The sequence below is a fragment of the Ktedonosporobacter rubrisoli genome, from assembly GCF_004208415.1.
GTDB classification, from domain to species: domain Bacteria; phylum Chloroflexota; class Ktedonobacteria; order Ktedonobacterales; family Ktedonobacteraceae; genus Ktedonosporobacter; species Ktedonosporobacter rubrisoli.
Genome location: NZ_CP035758.1, coordinates 2,105,203 through 2,126,531, shown reverse-complemented (window position 1 = coordinate 2,126,531; position 21,329 = coordinate 2,105,203). Strand labels below are relative to the sequence as shown.

The 21,329-nt window shown below is 52.7% G+C and carries 23 protein-coding genes; 12 read left to right on the top strand and 11 right to left on the bottom strand.

The annotated features are described in order from the left end of the window. The first annotated feature begins 107 nt into the window (after positions 1 to 107). Positions 108 to 548 (top strand): rhodanese-like domain-containing protein, encoded by a 441-nt coding sequence (locus EPA93_RS09785; protein WP_129886923.1) that lies wholly within the window; start codon positions 108 to 110, stop codon positions 546 to 548. 71 nt (positions 549 to 619) lie between these two features. Here EPA93_RS09785 and EPA93_RS09780 read toward each other — a convergent pair whose 3' ends face one another. After that, on the bottom strand, positions 620 to 1,060 hold the full coding sequence (locus tag EPA93_RS09780) for a MarR family winged helix-turn-helix transcriptional regulator (protein WP_165422994.1): 441 nt from the start codon (positions 1,058 to 1,060) through the stop codon (positions 620 to 622). A gap of 27 nt (positions 1,061 to 1,087) precedes the next feature. Then, on the bottom strand, positions 1,088 to 2,038 hold the full coding sequence (locus EPA93_RS09775; protein ID WP_129886919.1) for a quinone oxidoreductase family protein: 951 nt from the start codon (positions 2,036 to 2,038) through the stop codon (positions 1,088 to 1,090). Positions 2,039 to 2,259: 221 nt separating this feature from the next. Between EPA93_RS09775 and EPA93_RS09770 the strand changes: the two genes are divergently transcribed. The 6 genes from EPA93_RS09770 to EPA93_RS09745 all read left to right on the top strand — a co-directional run bounded on the left by EPA93_RS09770 (position 2,260) and on the right by EPA93_RS09745 (position 7,078). Beyond that, positions 2,260 to 2,847: an RNA polymerase sigma factor gene (locus EPA93_RS09770; protein WP_165422993.1), complete on the top strand. Its 588-nt coding sequence runs from the start codon at positions 2,260 to 2,262 to the stop codon at positions 2,845 to 2,847. Further along, positions 2,837 to 3,778 carry an anti-sigma factor family protein gene (locus tag EPA93_RS09765; protein WP_165422992.1) on the top strand — a complete coding sequence of 314 codons (942 nt, stop codon included), beginning with the start codon at positions 2,837 to 2,839 and terminating at the stop codon, positions 3,776 to 3,778. The genes EPA93_RS09770 and EPA93_RS09765 overlap by 11 nt, the downstream gene beginning before the upstream one ends. 32 nt (positions 3,779 to 3,810) lie before the next feature. After that, positions 3,811 to 4,581, top strand: a complete 771-nt coding sequence (locus EPA93_RS09760; protein ID WP_129886913.1) for a hypothetical protein — start codon at positions 3,811 to 3,813, stop codon at positions 4,579 to 4,581. 65 nt (positions 4,582 to 4,646) lie between these two features. Continuing rightward, the gene (locus tag EPA93_RS09755) at positions 4,647 to 5,543 is read left to right on the top strand and encodes an ABC transporter ATP-binding protein (RefSeq protein ID WP_129886911.1); all 897 of its coding nucleotides are present in this window, start codon (positions 4,647 to 4,649) and stop codon (positions 5,541 to 5,543) included. 30 nt (positions 5,544 to 5,573) lie between these two features. Beyond that, complete coding sequence (locus EPA93_RS09750; RefSeq protein WP_129886909.1) at positions 5,574 to 6,290, top strand: ABC transporter permease; 717 nt, start codon at positions 5,574 to 5,576, stop codon at positions 6,288 to 6,290. A 47-nt stretch (positions 6,291 to 6,337) separates the two neighbouring features. Further along, the gene (locus tag EPA93_RS09745) at positions 6,338 to 7,078 is read left to right on the top strand and encodes an ABC transporter permease (protein WP_129886907.1); all 741 of its coding nucleotides are present in this window, start codon (positions 6,338 to 6,340) and stop codon (positions 7,076 to 7,078) included. A gap of 148 nt (positions 7,079 to 7,226) precedes the next feature. On the opposite strand, the gene EPA93_RS09740 is transcribed toward EPA93_RS09745, so the two are convergent. Continuing rightward, a complete protein-coding gene (locus tag EPA93_RS09740) occupies positions 7,227 to 7,925 on the bottom strand; it encodes an ArsR/SmtB family transcription factor (protein ID WP_129886905.1) in 699 nt (232 codons plus the stop codon). A gap of 402 nt (positions 7,926 to 8,327) precedes the next feature. Here EPA93_RS09740 and EPA93_RS09735 point away from each other — a divergent pair, with 402 nt between their 5' ends. Beyond that, the gene (locus tag EPA93_RS09735) at positions 8,328 to 9,803 is read left to right on the top strand and encodes an MFS transporter (protein ID WP_129886903.1); all 1,476 of its coding nucleotides are present in this window, start codon (positions 8,328 to 8,330) and stop codon (positions 9,801 to 9,803) included. A gap of 100 nt (positions 9,804 to 9,903) precedes the next feature. On the opposite strand, the gene EPA93_RS09730 is transcribed toward EPA93_RS09735, so the two are convergent. Further along, positions 9,904 to 10,791, bottom strand: coding sequence for a class I SAM-dependent methyltransferase (locus tag EPA93_RS09730; RefSeq protein WP_165422991.1), 888 nt, complete (start codon positions 10,789 to 10,791; stop codon positions 9,904 to 9,906). Positions 10,792 to 11,121: 330 nt separating this feature from the next. Between EPA93_RS09730 and EPA93_RS09725 the strand changes: the two genes are divergently transcribed. Together EPA93_RS09725 and EPA93_RS48275 are read left to right on the top strand one after the other, a co-directional pair. Further along, on the top strand, positions 11,122 to 11,877 hold the full coding sequence (locus EPA93_RS09725; RefSeq protein WP_129886899.1) for an MgtC/SapB family protein: 756 nt from the start codon (positions 11,122 to 11,124) through the stop codon (positions 11,875 to 11,877). Positions 11,878 to 11,906: 29 nt separating this feature from the next. Further along, positions 11,907 to 12,047, top strand: coding sequence for a hypothetical protein (locus EPA93_RS48275; protein ID WP_165422990.1), 141 nt, complete (start codon positions 11,907 to 11,909; stop codon positions 12,045 to 12,047). A 52-nt stretch (positions 12,048 to 12,099) separates the two neighbouring features. On the opposite strand, the gene EPA93_RS49015 is transcribed toward EPA93_RS48275, so the two are convergent. The 6 genes from EPA93_RS49015 to EPA93_RS09700 form a co-directional block, all read right to left on the bottom strand. After that, positions 12,100 to 12,486, bottom strand: coding sequence for a hypothetical protein (locus EPA93_RS49015; RefSeq protein WP_207229493.1), 387 nt, complete (start codon positions 12,484 to 12,486; stop codon positions 12,100 to 12,102). A 21-nt stretch (positions 12,487 to 12,507) separates the two neighbouring features. Continuing rightward, a complete protein-coding gene (locus EPA93_RS49010) occupies positions 12,508 to 12,819 on the bottom strand; it encodes an MFS transporter (protein ID WP_207229492.1) in 312 nt (103 codons plus the stop codon). Further along, positions 12,797 to 13,456, bottom strand: a complete 660-nt coding sequence (locus EPA93_RS09715; RefSeq protein ID WP_165422989.1) for a class I SAM-dependent methyltransferase — start codon at positions 13,454 to 13,456, stop codon at positions 12,797 to 12,799. Before EPA93_RS09715 ends, EPA93_RS49010 begins: the two co-directional genes overlap by 23 nt. Before the next feature lie 141 nt (positions 13,457 to 13,597). Then, entirely contained in the window at positions 13,598 to 14,785 is a 1,188-nt protein-coding gene (locus EPA93_RS09710) for a cytochrome P450 (RefSeq protein WP_129886895.1), read from the bottom strand. 153 nt (positions 14,786 to 14,938) lie between these two features. Beyond that, the gene (locus EPA93_RS09705) at positions 14,939 to 15,706 is read right to left on the bottom strand and encodes an ABC transporter permease (RefSeq protein ID WP_165422988.1); all 768 of its coding nucleotides are present in this window, start codon (positions 15,704 to 15,706) and stop codon (positions 14,939 to 14,941) included. A gap of 22 nt (positions 15,707 to 15,728) precedes the next feature. Continuing rightward, on the bottom strand, positions 15,729 to 17,612 hold the full coding sequence (locus tag EPA93_RS09700; RefSeq protein WP_129886891.1) for an ABC transporter ATP-binding protein/permease: 1,884 nt from the start codon (positions 17,610 to 17,612) through the stop codon (positions 15,729 to 15,731). 163 nt (positions 17,613 to 17,775) lie between these two features. Here EPA93_RS09700 and EPA93_RS09695 point away from each other — a divergent pair, with 163 nt between their 5' ends. Together EPA93_RS09695 and EPA93_RS09690 are read left to right on the top strand one after the other, a co-directional pair. After that, positions 17,776 to 18,480 (top strand): TetR/AcrR family transcriptional regulator, encoded by a 705-nt coding sequence (locus EPA93_RS09695; RefSeq protein ID WP_129886889.1) that lies wholly within the window; start codon positions 17,776 to 17,778, stop codon positions 18,478 to 18,480. 510 nt (positions 18,481 to 18,990) lie between these two features. Continuing rightward, positions 18,991 to 19,644, top strand: coding sequence for a hypothetical protein (locus tag EPA93_RS09690; protein WP_129886887.1), 654 nt, complete (start codon positions 18,991 to 18,993; stop codon positions 19,642 to 19,644). Between the two features lie 187 nt (positions 19,645 to 19,831). Here EPA93_RS09690 and EPA93_RS09685 read toward each other — a convergent pair whose 3' ends face one another. After that, on the bottom strand, positions 19,832 to 21,316 hold the full coding sequence (locus EPA93_RS09685; protein ID WP_129886885.1) for a hypothetical protein: 1,485 nt from the start codon (positions 21,314 to 21,316) through the stop codon (positions 19,832 to 19,834). Positions 21,317 to 21,329: the final 13 nt, after the last annotated feature.

Below are 21,329 nucleotides of genomic sequence, written 5' to 3'. Positions count from 1 at the left end.
ATATCGAAAAGCATAGCTAACGCTGATGGATAAGACTATGGTAAAGTACTTCTGCCTGCAAATAATTGGGCAGAACAAGATGTATTCGAGCCAAAGGAGCAATAGCTATGAGTTCGACAACTTCACACTTCTCACTGGTTCTGGAAACTCCACCGGCCAGCCCCCAGGAAGCCCAGCGCCACTTTCTTGATAAGCTTTCCGTAGAAACTGACGCGGCCGATGTTCTGCTAGACCTACAACGTGGGCAAAACAGCATTCTGCTCATCGATGCGCGCAGTACGCAGGATTTCGAGGAGTGCCACATCCCTGGCGCGATAAGCCTGCCCTATCGTAAAATTACAGCCGAATCTACTATTCAGCTCGCCAAAGAGCTGCCACTCGTCATCTATTGCTGGTCGCCTGGCTGCAATGCAGCCACCAAAGCTGCGGCAAGACTGAGCGCGCTTGGCTTTCGGGTCAAAGAAATGTTGGGAGGGCTTGAATATTGGCGCCGCGAAGGAGGGCCGGTAGAAGGAACGCTGGGAGAACAGGCTCCGCTTATCAAGTAACATCAGGAGAGCTGGCCATGGAGAGGTCAATCCGCCTGGTATAGCTATGGCCTCTCCGAGTTGCCGCAGCCTCATTGGTCTTCTTCGAGGATGGCGGAGAGATTGTGCTGTATCTGCTTCATGGCCCGTAGCATGCTCAAAAGATCTTCTTCGCTCACCCCAGCAAGGAGCTGAGCCTCGAACTCATCTCCATGGCTACCCATCTCCGTCAAGATCTGCTGGCCTGCGGGAGCCAGCGTCACCAGGGTGAAACGGTTGTCGCGCGGATCGACCCGGCGGCTGATCAAGCCAGCTGCTTCCATTTGCTTGGCAAAGCGCGTCAAGAGCGCCCCTTCCATGCTTAAACGGCTAGCGAGTTCCGTCTGGCTGATTTCCCCCACATGCCAGAGCTCATGCAGAAGGAGAAGACGGGAAAAGCTTATTCCCATTTGCCGGGAAAATGCTCGCGACATATCTCGATGCAGATGGGTCAGAAGCACAAAGGGATTCTCACGTTCTTTTTCCCGCGACATACTCTCTTCCTCTTTCGTCATTTTATCTCAAGGGAGGAAAACAAGGCGCTTTCCTTGCGTATCCTGGCGCGACCAGGCGTTTTCCACCTCAGCCAGAGGGAGCGCCTCAATATCTATACGCAGCTTCCCTTGTGCCGCAAGCGCAAACATGCGAGGAAAGATTTCAAGAAGTTCCTGATGGCTAAGGCTACCACCGCCGCTTCCTGAGATTTCCAGTCCCGAACTGTGTAAGCTTGCCACCGGAATAGAGGCGGTTGATCCAGCCATCTCCCCAATGGAAACAAAACGGATACGAGATGCTCTGGCCATCACCTCTTGACGGTTTAAAGCCTTCATCAATACTTCGGTTGGATGCCCCCACAAGAAATCAAGAATGATATCAAATGGACCCCGAGCAGCTTCGTGAGCAAACGCTTCAGTCAGAGCTTGATCCGTCTGGCCCAGAGAGATTACGGCATCTGCCCCAAGCTCAAGCAAGCTAGGAAAGCTGCCTTCATTGCGCCCGGTTGCCACAACGCGTCCGGCGCCTAGCTGCCTGGCAACCTGAATAGCAAGCCTACCAGAAACGCCAGTCGCGCCAAGAATCAAGACAGTTTCACCTGGCCGCAAGCGCGCGCGAAAAACCAGGGCTAGCCAGGAAGCTAGAGCGGCGTTAGGCAAGGCGGCAGCAGTCAGATCGTCAACCTCGTCAGGGATGGGTAGACACCACGCAAGCGTTACAACGCTGCGCTCAGCCATCATACCATACGGGCCTCGACAGCCGCCACAGTATACTCGCGTCCCATCTTCAAGTAAGGCCACCCCGTTGACTCCACATACAACAGGAAATGTGTGAGCTGCGTTTGCTCTCATCTTGCTAAGATTGGTTAAGGGAGCTGCCTTGACCTGAACAAGCATCTCATCTTGCGCGGGAACAGGCTCAGGAAACTCTTCAAAACGAGGTGCTTCTCCGGGCACATGCAGAACAGCGGCTTTCATCAGCTCTATCCTTTCTTCAGTAACAAGTTAATTAACTCGTATATAATTAACTTGTTAATCGTTTACGCATCAAGTATAGATGAGAAAGGAACTATTGTCAATGCTTTTTGAGAAATAGCCCGAGCTGTTTGAACCTTACGAGCAGTTTGTGTTACTACACTTGTAGATAACCTGGAAAATGGTTAGCATTAACGATGGAAGGGAAAAGAGCACGAAGCTGCATGCAAACTGATATCCAGCGCGATCGCGCGTGGCTGGCTCGGATTCGCAAAGGGGATCAGGAGTCATTCAAACAACTCTATGCCACCTACCGCCCTCGCATTTATGGCTATCTCTGGCTACAGTTGGGAAAAGATCCATATAAAGCAGAGGAAATTACGCAGGATGTTTTTCTGAGCGTCTGGCGTAATGCGCATACCTATCGGGCCGAGGCCAGCGTGGCAACCCGGATCTTTAGCATCGCTCACTACCAGGCCCTTAACGCGCGGCGCAGCCAGCACGATCACCAAGAAAGTCTCCTCACCGAGGAAAGCGCGGATGGTGAAGGTCAGGAGACACTGAGCACCTCTTCACATGAGAATGCGATCCTTGATATGCTCACGCTGAGCGAAGTCTTCCAGCGCCTCTCAGCCCAACATCAAGCTGTGCTCAATCTGGTTTGCCTGCAAGGCTTCTCACTAGCCGAGGTCGCCCGTATTCTCAATGTGCCCGTTGGGACCGTGAAAAGTCGCGTTAACTATGCTCGACGTGCCTTGCTCGCTCTATTGCGGCAGAACCGGGAGGAAGGAGCGAATATATATGGCCAATGACGTCGTATGTCAGGATTGGTCTGCAAAGTTTGCCTGGTATAGCAATGGGACACTCCCGGCAAATGAGCAGGCCCAATTCGAGGAACACCTGGCCAGTTGCAGCAATTGTCGGCAAGAGCTTGTTCTGTGGCAGGACCTTGCTACAGTTGTACGCGCTGTTGATGGGCAGATACAGCCTGTTAGTTCATTTGCTAGCGCCTGGAATGAGATGGCTAAGCTGATCCAGAGCGAAGATACACCCCAGGCACAACAAGCCACGCGGCCACGCGTCTCCCATAGCGCTACAGTGCAAGGCGCGCTCCTGCATGGCTTGGCGCTCTTTATCCGCCAATTCCGTATTTTGCCCCGGAATATCTGGCTGATTACTGCCTTGTTCAATCTTATCGCCTGTATCTTTATCCTATCGATAAAGGCGAGCCCGTTTGAGGTTCGCGCGACCATCCTGGCCTTCTGCAGCACTCTCTCAGCGGCCTCCAGCATCACCTTTATGCATGGCAATCGATACGATCACGCGGCCGAGCTTACGCAAGCCACGCCCACCTCGCTCAGATTTATTATGCTCCTACGTTTTCTGCTCGTGGTTGGCTACAACATGCTGCTTGCTGGCTGTATATCTGTGCTGATCGCTTTAGTGTACGGAGGCAACCTGACAAGCATCATCCTGATGTGGTTCGGACCCGTCATGCTGGTAGCTGCGCTTACCCTGGCCCTATCCATGCTTGTCAGTTCAGGTCTGGCTTTGCTGGGCAGTCTCTGTGTAGAGCTGGCACAGGCTATTGATATCTCTCTGCAGCACAACATTCCGCTCATCACGCGGATACACCTCAATAGTGTCTGGCAAACCAACCCGGCCATGCTGCTAGGGGCATTGCTCTGCGTTGCCGTCGCTATCCTATTAACACCGCGCATAGTCCAGCCCAGCGATGAGTAAGGGCATAGACAGACATCTTGAGAGGATTTAAGGTGAGGCAGCTAAACTTATTGCTCTATGCGGGCAAATATGAATTTTTAATGCAGATAAGACGCCCGCTCAACTGGGCTATTCCATTGGTGCTCTGGCTATGTGTCTCCTGGAATATGTGGCACGCGCTAACAGCCCCCTGGCAAGCTATATCGCTCTCCTCGCTGCTGGGAAGCTTCCTGATTCCCCAGCAGAGCACATGGCCGGTGGCTATTGGTATGCTGATCGCGGATCGCCTGCCGCGTGACCGGCACTATCATGTCCAGGATCTTTTTGCGGCGACTCCTGCCAGGGCCGATATACGCTTTTTGGGCCCATACCTGGGCAGCACGCTAGCGGCCTTACTCCCTTTCGCGCTCTGCTACTGGCTAAACATCGGCATCCTTTTTCTCGCGACCCACGTTCTGAAGGTCTGGCTAAGCGGTCTTGAGGCATTTGCAAGCGTGCTTTTACCCGGTATCCTTTTCGTCAATGCCTTCTCTCTGATCTGTCCCGCTTTCATCTGGACTCCACTCTATCGCTGCCTGTTGCTAGGCTACTGGTTATGGGGCAACATGCTCTCGACTACCAGTACCATCCCAACCCTAAGCGGAACAGTTTTGACGCCGATCGGTGGCACTGCCCTCAATGCCTTCTTCGGCCTGCACTACTGGGGCAATTCCGTATCCACTACTGGCGATGCCTTGCTCAGCATCGCCCTATTAGTCGGGTTAGCCATGCTGATCATTGCCGCTTTTGCAGGCGTTCAGGAGCAACTGCAGTTGAGGCGCTGAGCACATGCGATCAGGCTTATGAAAGAGCTCATTGTTTATCAATATCACGGCTATAGGAAATATTCATGCAAAGTACAATACCTATCATCCAGACATATGGTCTGACTAAGCAATATGCTGAAAAAATCGCCTTGAATAACGTTAGCCTCCAGGTCCAGCAAGGCCAGATCTTCGGCCTGCTGGGCGAGAATGGAGCTGGCAAGACGACGCTTATGCGCCTTTTGCTGGGACTGCAAAAGCCCAGCGCCGGAGAGGCTCGACTTTTTGGCCAGCCCCTGGCCGCCAACCGAAGCGCCATACTGGCAAAAATTGGCGCCCTGATCGAGAATCCTTCCTTTTATGGTCATCTTACAGGCGCAGAAAATCTAGAAGTGATAAGGCAGATGCGCAATATTCCCAAAAAGCGCATAGGCGAGATGTTAGAGCTGGTCGGCTTGAGCGATGTGGCCCGTCGTAGGGCCGCCACCTATTCGTTGGGCATGAAGCAGCGCCTGGCAATGGCTGGTGTCTTGCTGGGTCAACCCGAGCTGCTTATCCTTGACGAGCCTACCAATGGACTCGATCCTTCGGGGATACGGGAGATGCGCGAGTTTATCAAAAGGCTACCCTCGCTCTACGGGGCAACTGTAGTTATCTCCAGCCATTTATTAAGCGAAGTTGAGATGATGGTAACGCATACGGCGATTCTCAGTAAAGGCAATCTGCTCTTTCAGGGCTCCATGGAACAATTGCGCCATATGGTTCACGCGCGCATTGTCCTCAAAACCACTAAGGCCGAAGCGGCTCGCACAGCGCTGCAACTCACATCTTTTCAGATAACGCCAAGAGGACAAGAGAGCTTCATCGTGCATGCTCCACACGAGGCGATTCCCTTCATTGCGCAATGCCTGGTAAGTGCAGGCATAGATATTCTGCATCTTGCCCCGAAGAAAGCTCCCTCGAAAACCTGTACTTTACCTTAACCAGTCAGCCGGCAGGAAAGGAGTAGCACCATGGCATTTTTGCGTTGCCTTTCTGCAGAGCTACATAAATATAAGCGCTCTACCTTGCTGCTTATCTGTATCGTGGCTCCTGTTTTTGTCGGCTTTGCGGCTATGCGCCCCTATATCGGCGAGCCGCGTACAGCCGAGACAACCCGTATGTTTATGATCCAGTACAGCACAAACTGGGGCCTCTTCATGGTCATTCCACTGACTGCATTAATTGCAGCCATGAGCTGTGCCTTGGAAAACGATTCCTGGAAGATGCTCATGGCGCAGCCGGTAGCTCGCAGCTGGCTCTACCTTGCCAAACTTGTAGCAATAAACCTGTTTATCATTGGCATGGGCTGCATCCTCGATCTCTTGATGTGGCTGGTTGGCACGCTGCTCGGCCTACCCGGCATTGAGCCCTGGCTAAGCCTGTGGGGCTTCACGGGAATCTCAGTCCTGGCACTCTTGCCGGTGAGCGCGCTCCATCTATGGATTTCAACGCGCTTTCGGCACTTTCTGGTCCCCACCAGCCTGGGCATTCTAGGCATAATCATCGGACTGCTCGCCTCAAGTTCCACAACCTGGTATTACCTGCCCTGGTGCTATGTGATCAGCTACCAGGTGCACGGCAAAGTACATCCACCCGATACAAACTATCTACTGGTTGGTATCGCCATGGGACTAGTTTTGACTATGTTGGGTATGCTCGATTTTGTGCATAGAGAGCTGACGGCCTGATTACTACAAGACACAAGAGTTAACAAGAAGCTCACTGGAGAAATGTTATGTTTATGCGCATCCTTGTCGCCGAACTATTGAAATACAAAAGAACCTTGATCCCTCTCATCTGCTGCCTCTTACCTCTGGCCTTTGCTTGCATGATGACCTTTTTTTTCTGGTACGAGAAGAATCCACTCACCAGCCGTGGTCGTTGGCATTGGGAGAGTCTCTTATTGAACAGCTTGTTTGATTGGTGCTCGCTGATCCTGCCACTCTTCCTGGCGGTTATAGCCTCTATCGCCACATCGGTGGATAGCCTGGCCTGGAAACAATTGCTCATTCAGCCCCTACCACGAGCTTCTATCTATACCTGCAAGTTGCTGGTCGTATGTGCTCTGGCTTTGATCGCTCAGCTCATCTATCTTGTGGGCACGGCTCTCGGCCTGGAATTGCTTGCGCTGCCCGGGCCTATCCCCTGGGGTTCACTGTTTTTGCTTTTCATCACTTTTTTGCCTATGACGCTGCCGATCCTGGGACTTCATTACTGGATAGCCTTGCGAGCACGTAGCGTGACGCTTTCCGTGGGTCTGGGTATAGTAGGGACCTATGTCACCTTTATCAGCGTGGGGCTCTGGACCAATTACATTACGCCCTGGACATTCCCGTTAGTTGTGTTGAATCTGACAGTATTTCCGCTGCACGAGCATGTTGAAATCAATTCTATTCTGCTGTTTCCGCTCTGCCTGCTTGGCCTGGCCTTAAGTATAGCCGGAGGAAGCGATTTTGCGCGCAAAGATATCGCCTGAGCAGCCATGCTTCGGCGCATAAAAAGCTTACTTTAATCCGGGTCAATACAATCAAGTCTCTTGCTGTATCCAAATTGTATTGACCCTTGTACTTTAGCGCTTATTTTCTGCTCAGCGCTTGCTTATAATAGTGTACTGGAGAATGAGCTTAAACGCCTGCATAAACATTCGCCGGTAAGCCGAAGAGAACCTGCAATTGCTGCTTTCCTTCATCGGTGATAGTGACTGCACGTGTGCCTTCTTGCTTCTCAACCCAACCACGCTTGATGAACTGAGCCAGCAGGGCCGCCCCAAGCGCACCACCCACATGCCAGCGATGTTCGGTCCAGTCCCGGCAACATTTCACTAAATGCCGTCTTTCGCGCCTGGCGGCGGCTAGATCGATATCCAGGCGCGCGAAGACTGTTTGCGCTTGAGAGCCAGGCTGAACGCCCAGCCAGGTATCATCGATCACAATAAGAGCATCTTGTTGGAGCAGGGCATCCTTCAAGGCAGTACCCACGCGCCCGGCTAGATGATCATAGCAAGTACGCGCTATGGCCAGTTGGGAGATGGTTCGCTCTTGCTGAGGCGCTTCAGCACCTACCAGCGAGAGTGCCGCCAGCAGCCGCGTTACAGACGTATCGTGCAACTCGTAGACCATTTGCCGGCACTGACGCGTAGCTGTGACAAGTTTTCTTTCGCGCAAGATGGCCAGGTGATTTGAGATTTTCGACTGGGACTCTCCCGTTATAGCCTGCAATTCAGAGACTGTCGCAGGCCTCTCGTTAAGGTGCCGCAGGATATGCAAGCGTAGTGGATCGGCCAGCGCTTGCGCGATCTGGCATTGAGCCTCGTTGCCTTCCATTTTTCATTTCCACCGCATTTCATATAACATGTCTGGCTGATGCTTGACATACATCATACATTGATGATATATTCCATACATCAGACTTTACTGAAATGTTATTGCAAATCGAACCTCCTTGTCAAGGTCAGCGAGGAATCCAAGCAGGGCTTTCCAGTTCTGGTTGTTTGGCCGCCTGACGGCGGCGTAGAAGAGGAGAACAATCGGGGCACCGCCCCGCGCCCCAGGTTAAGGGGTTGCCCTTCCCAGTGTGGAGAACTGCAAAGCCTTGAGAATCCAAGTAAGGTTTCTCCAGCAATGACGAAGGGACAAAAGGGGAAACGGGCAAGATCAACCGCCTGCTTTCTATAATTCTACACTAACTGAAGCTAATTTGTTCATGGTTTCTAGAGGAGCTTTTTAATGTCCGTAAGCGAACAGGCTGTGATTATTCCGGATGAGCCAGTAAAACTAGACAAGCCTGTGAATTCACGGCGCTGGTTGATGCTCGCCACGGTGCTTTTAGCAACCTTTATGAGCGCACTCGACGTCAATATCGTCAATGTAGCCGTACCTTCGATTGAAAGCAATTTGCGCGCCAACTTTGCCGAGATCCAACTGGTGACGGCAGGATATACATTAGCCTACGCGGTATTCCTGACGACAGGAGGACGCCTTGGCGATCAGTTTGGGCGCAAGCGCATCTTCATGATCGGCATTGTGGGCTTCACGCTGGCCTCGGCGCTTTGCGGTATCGCCCCTAATATCACACTTTTGATCATATTTCGCGTCCTGCAAGGAGCCCTGGGAGCCCTGATGGTTCCCCAGGTAATCGCGATCATCCAGATAACCTTTTCACCGGCCGAGCGCGGCATAGCTCTTGGCTTCTATAGCTCGATGATTGGTCTGGCCACAATGATGGGCCAGCTCATCGGGGGCGTCCTCATTGCCTGGAACATTCTTGGGCTTGATTGGCGCACGATTTTCCTTGTCAACGTGCCGATTGGCATTATTGCTACGCTTGCCTCGATCCCACTGGTAAGCGAATCGCGTGTACCCGGAGCCCACAAACTCGACCTGAAAGGCGTTGTGTTGCTCTCACTCGCGCTTTTCCTGCTCGTCTTTCCGCTAACCGAAGGGAGTGAGACAGGCTGGCCACTGTGGACCTATCTATCAGTCGGCCTCTCGCTTATCTTCTTTGTCATCTTTGGTCGCTATGAGCAGCGCCTGAGCAGCCGTGGAGGCTTTCCGCTGGTCTCATTCTCGCTCTTCCGCTCTCGCTCATTTATGGCGGGCATCTTCACCAACTCACTGAACCTGGGCCTGTATGCTCCAGTTCTCCTGACTCTGGCCTTCTACCTGCAGTCGAGCCTGCGCTTTTCGCCCTTGCAATCGGGGCTGGTCGTAACGGTGATGGGCCTCTCCTTCATGGTGACCTCTGGTTTCTCGCCGAAGATAACAAAGCTTTTAGGGAACAAGACATTGCGCGTAGCCACGATTATCATTACGCTTGGTTACCTGGCCACCCTACTAGCAACACAATTGCTAGTCCCTAAAGACGGCATCTGGTCCCTGCTCGTTGCGCTGTTTATCATCGGGATCGGCGCAGGCGTACTGTTCGCGCCTCTGATGAACAGAGCTCTGGAGGAGATAGAGAGCGATGTAGTTGGTCTGGCCTCGGGTGTCTATTCAACGGCGCAGCAGGTAGCCAATGCGCTGGGCGTGGCAGTGATTGGGAGCGTCTTCGCCTCAGCGCTGGGAAGCGAGAACAACTATGCGCATGCCTTTGTCATCTCGCTGCTGGTAGTTACTATAGTGAGCCTTGGCATGTGGCTCTCGGTCACTTTCTTCCCCCGCAAATCGATGAATACACCGATATCTGTTCATCTGACCGAGTAAAAAGCCTGAGCCAGCAAGCAATTACCGTTATATAGAGGAGCGGAGGGCCTGGTAGTTGGAAGAAAGTGATCTCCAGCTACCGGGCCATCCTTATTTACGTTTAAAGGGCCAGAGAATCAGCCTTAGAGAGCTCTGCGTCCTCTGTGCCTTGCGAAACATCAGCCGGCGTTTTCTGCATCAACCAGCTGTGATAATCCACGGTGCCCGCCTTAAGCTCATCATATATAGGCGAACCTGGAGAAGCCGCAAAGTAATGCATCACATTATGGAGAGCTTGAGGCACCTTTTTCTTAATCAAGTCGGCTTTGCGCGCATGATCCAGATCCAACGCCCGCACTACCTCGGCATTAATGCAGCGATCGCTTAGCACATTGAGGCCACAGTTCTCGATCTGCGCGCGTAGAAGGCCTATCCGATGCTGATAGCGATAGTCGGTAAACAGAAAGTAGCCACCTGGACGTAGCACACGTGCCACCTCTTGCAAGAAACGATCGACATTGCCATAGGCATATGACGACTCAACATTAATAACAGCATCAAAGGAACAGTTGCCAAAGGGTAGTCGCTCAGCATCCCCTTGCACGAAGGATAACCCATCTACACGATGCCTGGCACGTGAGAATTGCACAGCGCGTGGCACTAAATCTACGCCTACCATGGTTCGCGGGCCCAGATAGCGCTTCACATATGATGCCCCTCCACCACGACCGCTGCCGACTTCCAATACATCGCGTCCACTTAGCTCTACCATACTTGCCACATGATGATACATCTGAATACAATATCTATGCTCTTCATCACTCTCCTGCAACTCCACCAATGTATCGACACTCTTAAGAGGGGCATATCCCAGATTCATAAACGGCATATGGGCCTCTCTGTCCAACAGCGATAGGCAATAGAACCAGTTACGAATCAGCAGACGTTTGAGAACCGGTGATTTATCACATAACGAATCGAAAGTACGTGCTACAACGCTATCAACCATAATGTTCGTCCTTCTTCTTGTCTTAGTATTGTTGCTTTTGTTCTCTAGCACAAGTGGCCTTACTATCATTTCGCGATCGCAGATAGAATGCCTCATCCATATCTATTTTCTATAATAGAAATATGGCGATATTGTTACAAAATCGTCACAAATTTGACCAATTGGCTAGTAGTCCCTTAATCATAGCCGATTTTCAATCTTATAGGAACATAGGTAGTCAAGAAAGCCGCTGCAAATCCACCATAAAGGTGAAGGGTTATATAATATGTTTGCGCATAGACAAAATTCATGCACACTTACCGCGCAAAAATTTTGCATAGAAGGTTTTGTATGTCTCTACTCGATTTTCTCTTAAAGTTGCTCACGGCTCTGGGTTGTGGCATACTGATTGGCCTTGAGCGGCAATATCGCCAGCGACAAGCCGGCTTGCGCACAAGTGCGCTGGTGGCTACCGGTTCCTCACTTTTCGTCTTGATGGCAGAGCTTACCAAAGTAGCAGATCTTACGGTAGCGGCCCAGGTTGTCTCAGGCGTTGGTTTTTTATGTGCTGGCGTTATCTTGCGGGATGGGCTCTCTATTCGCGGCCTCAATACTGCTGGAACGCTCTGGTGCGCCTCCGGGGTTGGCGTGCTGGCTGGCCTTGGCTATTATCTGCCAGCTTTTATCGGCGCGGCAGTGGTTTTTCTTGCTAATATTATGCTGCGCCCTCTGGCTCGTATCATCGACAGGACCTCCAAAGACTCGGTAGAGGTACCTGTACATTATCTCGTACGCGTCACCTGTCTTAGCCCACGTGAGCCGCATATCCGCTCGCTCTTGCTGCATTCGATAGATCAAAATACTGTCATCATCCGCTCCCTGCAGAGCGAGGATTGCCCTGATCCGGCTCGCGTAGAGATTCGCGCAGATCTGTATAGCGAGGGGCGCAAAGATGCGGCCCTGGAACAAATTGTGGCGCGCGTGAGCCTGGAGGAGAGCGTTAGCGCGGTCCGCTGGGAGATAGCAACAGACGAGGAGAAGGTTCCTGAGAATATGCTCAATCCCAGTCGGGACTTAGGACAAGACATCCTTGACGAAAACGAATAGCGAGCGGCAGGCCTTGAAACAGGCCGGGGATGCAAGCTCATAAGGCCAACGTTACGCTCTTTGAGCGGTTTGAGCGTTTCGCTGAGATCCTTGAGCAAGCACCCGGCCAATCGAGCTGCTTAGCACATACGCCCCCCGCTGGCCTGTGCACTGAGCAGCCAGCCACGTAGAAAAGATTTTGCGGCTGGTTATAGCGCAAGGGAATATGCCAGCTCCAGGCATTTACAAGCTAGTTGCATGCTTGGACTGGCTTGATGCTTCGTGTTCCCTGCTTTGAAATACCTGCGCCGGGCTTTCGCCCGAAGATCTGCGCATGCCTGCCGGGCAGCAGAAGACCAGCAATAGCTCCCAGAACACGAAAGCCACGACAAGCAGGACTCCAGCGACGAGCGTGGCGACCACCTCAAAACCGCTCCAACAGGCCAGATTGCCACACACCAGCCCAAGAGAGGCGCCAGTTACCAGCAGCAGGCCAACAATGTCGAGCAGCGCACGCGGACCAAAGCTCTCTGGAATGCGCAGAAGCACGAGGGCGATGAGAAGCAGGCCAATGGGAACGTTGAGCCAGAAGATCCACTGCCAAGCCCCGGCTAGAGCGCCTCCGACCACCGGACCAGCAATAAGGGCCAGTCAGGTCACGCTCCCGTATATCCCCAGGGCTCGGCCTCGCTCCTCCGGTGCGAATGCCGCACTCAACAAGGTCAGGGCCAGGGCAGCATCAGGGCTGCACAGCCCTCCTGGAGCGCGGGCGGCGATCAGGAAGCCGATAGTGGAGGAGAGCGCGCAGGCGGGCGAGGCTGCCACGAACAGCCCCAGACCAATCACAAAGAGGCGGCGACGTCCAAAGCGATCGCCAAGAGCTGCCCCGCCAATATCTGAAAACCCACAGAGGTAGTGAGTGAGTCGCGTATCACTAGTTCTACGCTTTTCTGTATTCCACAAGGAAGCGCCGGACGCCTGCTATCATATGTTCCTGAAAACAAACTTCCTGAAGACCGTGTTGGAGAAAGAGATCAAGCTCGCTGCGCGCAAGATGCCAGGGAGGCCCATCCGTGGGTTCCTCCGGGTCGCGCCCATAGCACATGAGCAGGAGGATACCACCCGGTGCCACACAATCGGCGATAGCTGCGATGGCTCCAGCGTGCAAATTGGGCGGCAGCGATTGGATCGTGAGTGCTTCATACACGAGGTCGAAGGCTTGCCGAAAGTCCTCTGGAAGGTCTAAAAGATCAGCAACCTGGTACGCCACCCTGGAGGCGGGAAAACGCTGGCGGCACCAGGCAATAGCACGTGGAGAAATGTCGAAGGCGGTGACATGTGGAAGACGATGAGCAAGCGTCTCGGCATCGTCCCCAAGACCACATCCAACAACCAGCGTTCTCCTGTTTTCAGCAGCAAGCTCCTGCCGCAGCTCAAGCCATGGCAGTAGGAGTGGCTGGTTAGTCTGTCTGGCCCAGGGAACCTTGTTGCTCTCGTTTCCTGCCTCTCTATAAACAGCCTCGTACCAGGTCGAAGGAGTGTCGAAAGGTCGGCAAACAGCAGAATTGAAGTGCCGCTGAATAGGCTCTTCGGGATTCATCTTCATCCTCTTTTCTTTTGGCATCTGTGTTTTCTCTGAACGTATATACGTTGTTTTTCCCAGAAAGGTCTGAGCAAAGCAGCGATGGGCGAGCCGCTGGAGGGCAGATTGGCAACCATGCCACCAGGCCGGCACACGATTTCATACTTTCGGAGAGAGGGTTCCAATCTGTTCTGTACCAAATTGTACCGGCAGATGCTTCAAGCCAAACACGAATTCCCCTTCAAACAGCTCAAGTGGCTTCTCACGCTTAACCCGCAAGTTGGGCAAATGCTTTAGGACCAGTGGCAGAGCCACTGCTACCTCCATGCGCGCCAGTGGCGCTCCAATACAGAAGTGAATGCCATGCCCAAAGGCGAGATGCCGATTCGGCGTACGCATGATGTCAAAACGTTCAGGATCAGGAAACGCCTCAGCATCCCGATTCGCCGAGGCCTGCCAGGCAAAGATCAGCGATCCAGCAGGGATGGTGATGCCTGCCAGGCACTCTTCGTTCCTGGTTACGCGCGTCAGACGCCAGAACGGCGAGGCAAAGCGTAATACTTCCTCAATGGCTCCTGGCAGTGCCTCCGGCTGCTTGCGGACCTGCTCTAAAGCTTCTGGGTGCTCATCGAAGCAGCGGATCGCATGGCTGAGCAGATCGGTTGTTGTCACATGTCCGGCGATGAGCAGCAGTTTGCAGAACTCGATCACTTCATCCAGGGAGAGCCGCTTGCCATCGGTTGAGGTTTGCAGAAGAGCACTCATCAGGTCGTCGTGTGGCACCTGTGCTCGCTCCTTCAGCAGGGCTGTGAAGTAGTCATGCATCTGCTTATGCAACTGTCCGAGGCGCCGGCTGGCTTGCTCATCGGGCTGAAACAGTCTGGCATCGCTCAATTGCTGACCAAGCAATCCATCAGCCCAGCGCTTGAACAACACCCGATCGGGAGTGGGTATCCCCAACAATTCGGCAATCACCGTCACCGGTAAAGGATAGGCTAGCTCAGTGACGACATCTATCTCACCTTTGTGCTGCACTGCCTCCAGAAAGGTTTGTGTGATCTCAGCCACGCGACCTTGCAGGCGCTCAACTGCGCGTGGGGTAAATACGGATGTGATCAGATTCCGATAGGAGCGATGTTGGGGTGGGTCCATCCCCAAAATGCTGTTACACACACCTTGCGAAGGGAACGAGCGAAAATCGCTAATGACGCGCTCAACCTCAGTATAGCGAAATACATGAAAGGCTCCACTCTGCTCATCCAACCAGACCGGCCGGGTCGCACGCATCCGCTTAAACCAGGCATAGCGCAATTGAACATCAGCGAGAGTTGCAAGTTTGTGTCCCATTATCTATTCCTTCTTTATTTGTTCGCATAATATCTCTACTTTTATACGATTCCTTTAGTACTGACCCAGGGTGCCCCGGCGTTTCGCTAAATGTTCGCACCAGCTAAAGATGATGATTCCTAGTCCCAGGTAGACGAGGGCATTACCGATCAGCTAGATGATGCTTCCATCGCTGAACAACATTGCGAGTGAGACGCCGCCAAGCAGCGTTTGCTGTAAGCCAGCGATCCCAGGTGTAATGGGGAGGAAGCGCGCAATAGTCGCCATCCAGTGGGGCATGTGGGAAGGCGAAACGAACACACCCCCGAAGAGGAACACCACGGCCTGCAAGAACTCCTTGAGGATCTCCAGGCGCTTGAAGCGCAGGGTCAGGCCACCTACGATGAGGGAATATCCCACGCTTCCTACGGTCAGCAGGGCCAGAGGCAGCAAGGCAGAAAGCCGCAAGGGGATCGTCACAGGGACCACCAGACGGACCAGCAGATACATCAGAATGGTAGTGATCAACGCTTCTACGATGGATGCGACCGCCAGCCCCGCTAGCAGTAGCCAGGAGGGGAGCGGGCTCAGGTGCATCTGTTCGAGGGTGCCGCTCTGGATTTCGCCCAGCAGTCCCCAGAAGAGCCGGTTCGTTTGCATATGAAAGAAGAGATAGCCAACAAAGCCGAGCAGCAACGGGACTATCGCCGCCTGCTGGAAACTACCTTTACCCTGGGCAAATGCGATCACCAGGAAAAAGAAGCTAAACGCGATCATTTCCAGCAGCAGAGCAAACTTGCCCCGCCAGAGATCTAGCAGACCTTTGGCAATCTCGTTGCCCAATGCAATCTTGAGTGTTTGTAAACCCATTCGAGCCATCAGCCCTGGCAGCGGAAGCGAGTCGTTCAGGGACGACATAGTTTCGAATCTCTTCGTGTCCATTGGTTTCTCCATTCGTTTGACGCTAGTGCGAGATACCCTTCCTCATGACATGTCGATCGTTCAGCAAGAACACCAGCCCGCCCAGCAGTGCAAGCCCGATTGTGTAGAGAAGCAGCCAGAGAAGAGAGCCATCAGCCCATATCTCTGCTAGCGATTGCTGTTGCAGGACAGTCTTTTCTATGACCTGAATGCCAAGCGTAGTGGGCAGGAAGCGAGCAAATGTTTGTATCCAGGCGGGATACCACTCCAGAGGAATCATGGTTCCGTTGAGCAGAAAGACCAGCCCGTTGAGCAGCGAGACGATGATGCCAGCCTGAGGAAGAGTGAGAGCCAGGCCGCCAATCAGGAGCGCAAAGCTGAGGATATTGATGATGGTCAGGGCGGCAGGCATTACACCAGCCAGCCTTAGCGGAATGCTCACTCCTAAGGCCCAGCTCATTACCACACCGATAATGAGAGAGATCATCATGCCTTCAAGCGCCAGTACCGCTAGCCGACTCGCGAGCAGAAAGGCCGGCGCAAATGGGCTGAGATGTAGATGTTCAAAGGTCCCGCTATTGATCTCTTCGCGCAAATCGCCAACGAATTTGAAGGTCATGACGAAGAGCAGCGGGTAGGCCAGGAAGGCCAGTAGCGTGGGAAGCACACGCACTTGTGCGATCGTGCCATTGCCCACAAGAAATTGCAGAAGGGGATAGAAGACGGCCAGAGCAACGAACTCGGTGAGAACCACGGGGCCATGCTTCCATAATAGCCAGAGGCTTTTCTGTATCTCGTTCAGCGCCGCGCGAACTGTTGAGATAACATGCGGGCCGCCCCTTCTGTTAACCTGTCTGAGCGCAGGTATCTCCTGAGAAGACAGGAAAGTGTTTGATGGCATTGTGTTAATCCTCCCCAGAATTTGCACAAACACATCTTCCAGGTCAGGCTCAATCGGCTCGACGGCGAGCAGCGACAGTCCACGCGCGCGAAATTCGGCGAGCAGGTCGTAGAGCCGGTCCTGGTCGGGGATTGGCCCCCGCATTCGGCTGACCCCCTCGTCGAAAGTGACCGAGAAGCCGTCAAGCCAGGGCAAGACAGCAGGCGCGACGCTTCCTCCCAGGCGGATCTCATAGAGATCCTGACGGAAGCGAGCGAGCAATGCGGGCGTAGGCAGATCTATCACAAGCTTTCCCCGGCTGATAATTGCCACGCGATCACAAAGTTGCTGCGCCAGATCAAGCTGATGGGTGGTGAGCACAATACTCTTACCCTGCTCATGCGCAAGTTGCGCGACCCACTCTTTGACGGTGCGTGCTGTCTGCACGTCAAGTCCTAATGTCGGCTCGTCGAGTAATAGCAATGGCGGATCAGTAATTAGCGCTGCGGCAAGGGCGACTTTCTGCTGCATGCCCCGAGAAAAGCCGCTCACAACCTGGTGACGCTGCTCCCATAGATCGAGGGCGCGCAACAGAAATTCGGCGCGGGGAGCAATTTCTTTACGGCGCAGTCCTTTGAGACGCCCAAAGTAGAGCAGATTCTGCCAGGCGGAGAGCGACCAGTAGACGTTTCGCGCCCCTTCCAGAACAGCCCCAATCTGCTGCACAGCTCTAGCTCGCTCTCGTGCCACATCGTAGCCAGAAAGCAGCACACGCCCGCTGGTTGGCGTTACCAGTCCGCAGAGCATTTTGATGGTTGTGGTCTTGCCAGCCCCATTGGGTCCCAGCAGCCCGAGCACCTGACCAACTGGCATGGATAAGCTAAGATTCTCAACGGCATGCACCTGCTCTCCTCTGCGCCGCTGATAGACTTTGTTCAATGCTTTCAACTCGAAAGCCGGTGGTCGGATGGAGCCCTCTCCGGAAACGGTTTCATGATCGGACGGCCTTGCACTGCCCGCGCTATCTTTCCTCGTTATCTGAACCATCGATCCTTATACCTCCTTTCGCCCTCCGTAGCGATGTGATACAATCAAAAACATCCAATGTCTACGGTGTAGACATATCTACAATGTAGATCTACACTGTAGATATGTCAAGAGGAGAGTGATTTCTCCAGTGATCTTGTGAAGGAGGGAAACGAGAGCGACAATGACAGAGAGAAGAGAGAGTAGTGAGCCTCGGAGGCTGAGCGAGGAAATGGCGCGCCAACCGCTCAGACGCGAGCGTATTCTGCAGGTTGGCTTGCGCTTGATTGATCAGCAAGGGCTGGATTCCCTGAGCATGCGCAAGCTGGCTCAAGAGCTGAAAGTAGACCCGATGGCTCTGTACCGTCACTTCAAAAACAAGGAGGCTCTGCTTGATGGCGTGGCCGAACTGCTGTGGAAGAAAGTGGAACTGCCCGAGAACGAGGCGGGCTGGGAGCCTCTGCTACGTTCTGTCGCTACCTCGCTGTATGCTCTGGCGCATATTCATCCCCACGCCTACTCGCTTCTGCTGAACCGCCAGATCTTGCCGCTGACAATGCTTCAGCTCTCCGACACTCTGAGAGAGCGCCTACAACGGGATGGTTTCGAGAGACAGCGCGCCTCGGAGGTCATCTGTGCACTATTTTCCTACGCGATCGGCTACGCGATGGTCGAGGTATCTACACTCCTGCCACAACCATCCGAGAATGCCGGAGGGGAGTCCATGACCGAGATTGCCCGCCTCACCCAACTCATGCAGCGTCTCCCGCGCGAAACGCCCGCTCACACGGTGGAAGCTGCATATGCGCTGACCAATTATGAGGCAGACGCTCAATTCACCTTTGGCCTGGACCTGATGCTGACGGGGCTAAAGTACAAGTCAGGATAACGCAAGCGTTGCGAGCCGTGCGGCCTTCCCTTCTTCTTCTCATCCGGTCCGCGCGCCTGCTGGGAAAGAGAAGATATACCTGCCGCAATGCGCATAACTCACCAGCATTTGGAAGATTGATTTATTCACCTTGGAGAGATTCTTAAAGGAGAGAAAAGATTCTTCGCAGAGCGCTATACATATAAATTGCCGTTTGATCGAGCAGGACTTTATAGCTCTCTATAAAGAGGGGCTTTTTTTTATAGAAATTTTATGTAAGACCGACATCCTGTCCTTGCAATGCTCAGTTACGTCGGCTACAATACATGCATATTAGCAAAATTTCATCCACAGAGAAGCTAGAATAGCACCGCCTCCTGGCGATCTATACGTATCAAGCATTCTATGCCTCAAGGCAGTTGTCTCCTTGTCGTACGACAGAGGGGTATAGCAAGGAAGCCCTGAAAATAGTAAACGGATTGTAATATACATTACTTATATTCTGAAACAATGCAGAAGGAAGAAGGTTGATTGGAATTGCAGCCGAAGCAGATCATCATAGACAACATCGTCGATTATTGTCTTTCGTTACGCGAGATGCAAATAAATACCGCATTCGATAGCAGCATGCTTTTGGGAGGAAAGGTTCAAGAGCAGATAGATGCGCTAAGGCAGCTTGCACCTCCTCAGGGTGGACTTGTCGATGGGCAGGTGGTAATGGATTCAATTCGTTTCCTCAAAGAGCATGCGTTACCTGGCAGGCAGCTGCATGTGGTGATGCATAGAATCAATAGGGCAGGCGATATGATGCTCTGGACCTATGAAGTTGGGCAGATGCGCGATGGAACGTGGCATATCGATGGAGCCTCGGGCGGCTCGGTCAGTCAGTGTTATCCTCTTGGCGGTAAAGCCTGGGTGAGTCTGCGGGAAGGCCGCTGTAAGGGCAATCCCGACGTTTTCTACCTCAGTGGTACGGTTATCGATGCTGGCCATGACGTGAAGCGTATCCGTGTAATCACCGAAGATGGCGTGATTCTTGAAGATGTGATTGAGCATGGGGCCGTCCTGCTGATTGCTGAGCAGAAGATCAAACAACCCCTTTACGCCGAGCTCTATGATCGCAAAGGGAACCTTGTCGGTAGCCATAAAGCTTTGGCCGAAAATTCCTCTGCTCATTTGAATTAAGCTGCGGCCTTCTCCATTTCATGGTGGCAGGCCTCTATATTGGCGCCCATGGTGTCGCTGCGCTAGCCATCCAGCACTTATGCTGAAGCAAAGCAAAAATCTTGGTTGTAGGGCCACAAGAACACAACAGAGAGGAAATGAAGGCCAGGTGAGAGTTTAAGCCGCTTCATTTCCTCCTCCTTATGCTCTATTGCTGGAGCTGGACAAGCTCTTGCTCTATTTTCCCTGGCATAGAAGATTTGCTCGCTCGTTGCATGCGCAAGCTATGCTTGAACGCCATGAAGGTAAGCACGGCAGCAATTGCTAACATCAACACTTTCCCTAAATCATCGATGCTTGCCCATAACGGCCACAGAAAACCTTGCTCAGGCAGTAGAACAGGCAGTGAGAAGAGCCTATATAAGCCACTTCCATAACTAACCAGGGCGACAATAAGATTCACAGCTGTAAGCACAGAAAACATGAAGGCTGGAAGCTGCGTTTTTTGTAGCGCCCGCTGCATACTCTTTCTGCACTGCACAGCGAGCATCAGCGCAGCAACATTCACAAAAAATGGGAGCACATGAGCTACATAACCGCCAATGTCCCAGTTCCAACTATGCATCAGGTTTGGTGAATACAGAAAAGCCTGCCAGGGTATATAGCCTGCGGCAAATGGCCCTATAACCAATAGACTTGCCAGCAGGAGCGACTTTATTGGCCGCGCAACAATCTGCTCTTTTACTTGTAGGATGATAAAAAGAGCGCTGGCCAGCAAAGTAGAGAGTAAGAACCCACTTGCCATTTGATCTATAGGCCCTGAGGTCGGCAGCGAGAAAGCCCTCGCCAGCAACATTGAGGGAGCGCCCGGCAGGAAAGGAAGCGACAGGAGCACCATAAGGCAAAGCAGGATAGGCCGCAACAATTTGTTGCCAGACGCCTTTATATTTTCTCTCACCAATAGCGCAATAGTATATCCATTGCTGATCAGCAGGGCTAGCAGGATGAGCAGTAGGTTTATCCAATGGAGCTGATCACCCACTACCAGATCAGACAGGCTCCCCTTGCTCCCAAATACTTGAGCTACTATGAACCAGTTGGGCAGAGCGAAGACAAAGAGCGCTACAGCCGTAAGAAGCGTTATTGTCGTAGTACGCATATTTTTAAAAAAGATGGAAGAGATGCTGAATCTGTGATAACCTCCTGTCAAGTGAGCATCCAAGGCGCCGAGGCCTAAGTCCAGTAAAGTAAGCGGCGTAATGGCATGCTGCTCTAGTAAGGCTAGCATTTCTTGCCCATAGCGTTCACGCCAGGCAGAGGGATAGCAGCGAAGAATCCAATGCGTCCAACGAAGATAGTGCATCTCTTTCTCCTCATAAACAGTTACTAGTTCTGTCAATCCAAGCTGTTCCTTGCTTTTCTGCAAACTATTCCGCTGCTCATATAAGACTTGCCAACCGCGCTCTGTTAGTTGGTAGCCCATAAGACCATGTACATTTATATCCTTCTCAACCCAGCCATAGCCTTGCAGCTGAGCCAGGGCCTTGATCAAATGTCTGGGAGTAACACGAACCCCATATTCCTGGGCAAGCTCCCGGCATAGCGTTTGGACAGGTTGAACATCGCCTTGCAGGCAAAAAAGAATGAGTCGGGCCAGATTATCATCCCTTGAAGACGTTACATATCTATGCATATCTTTTCCATTC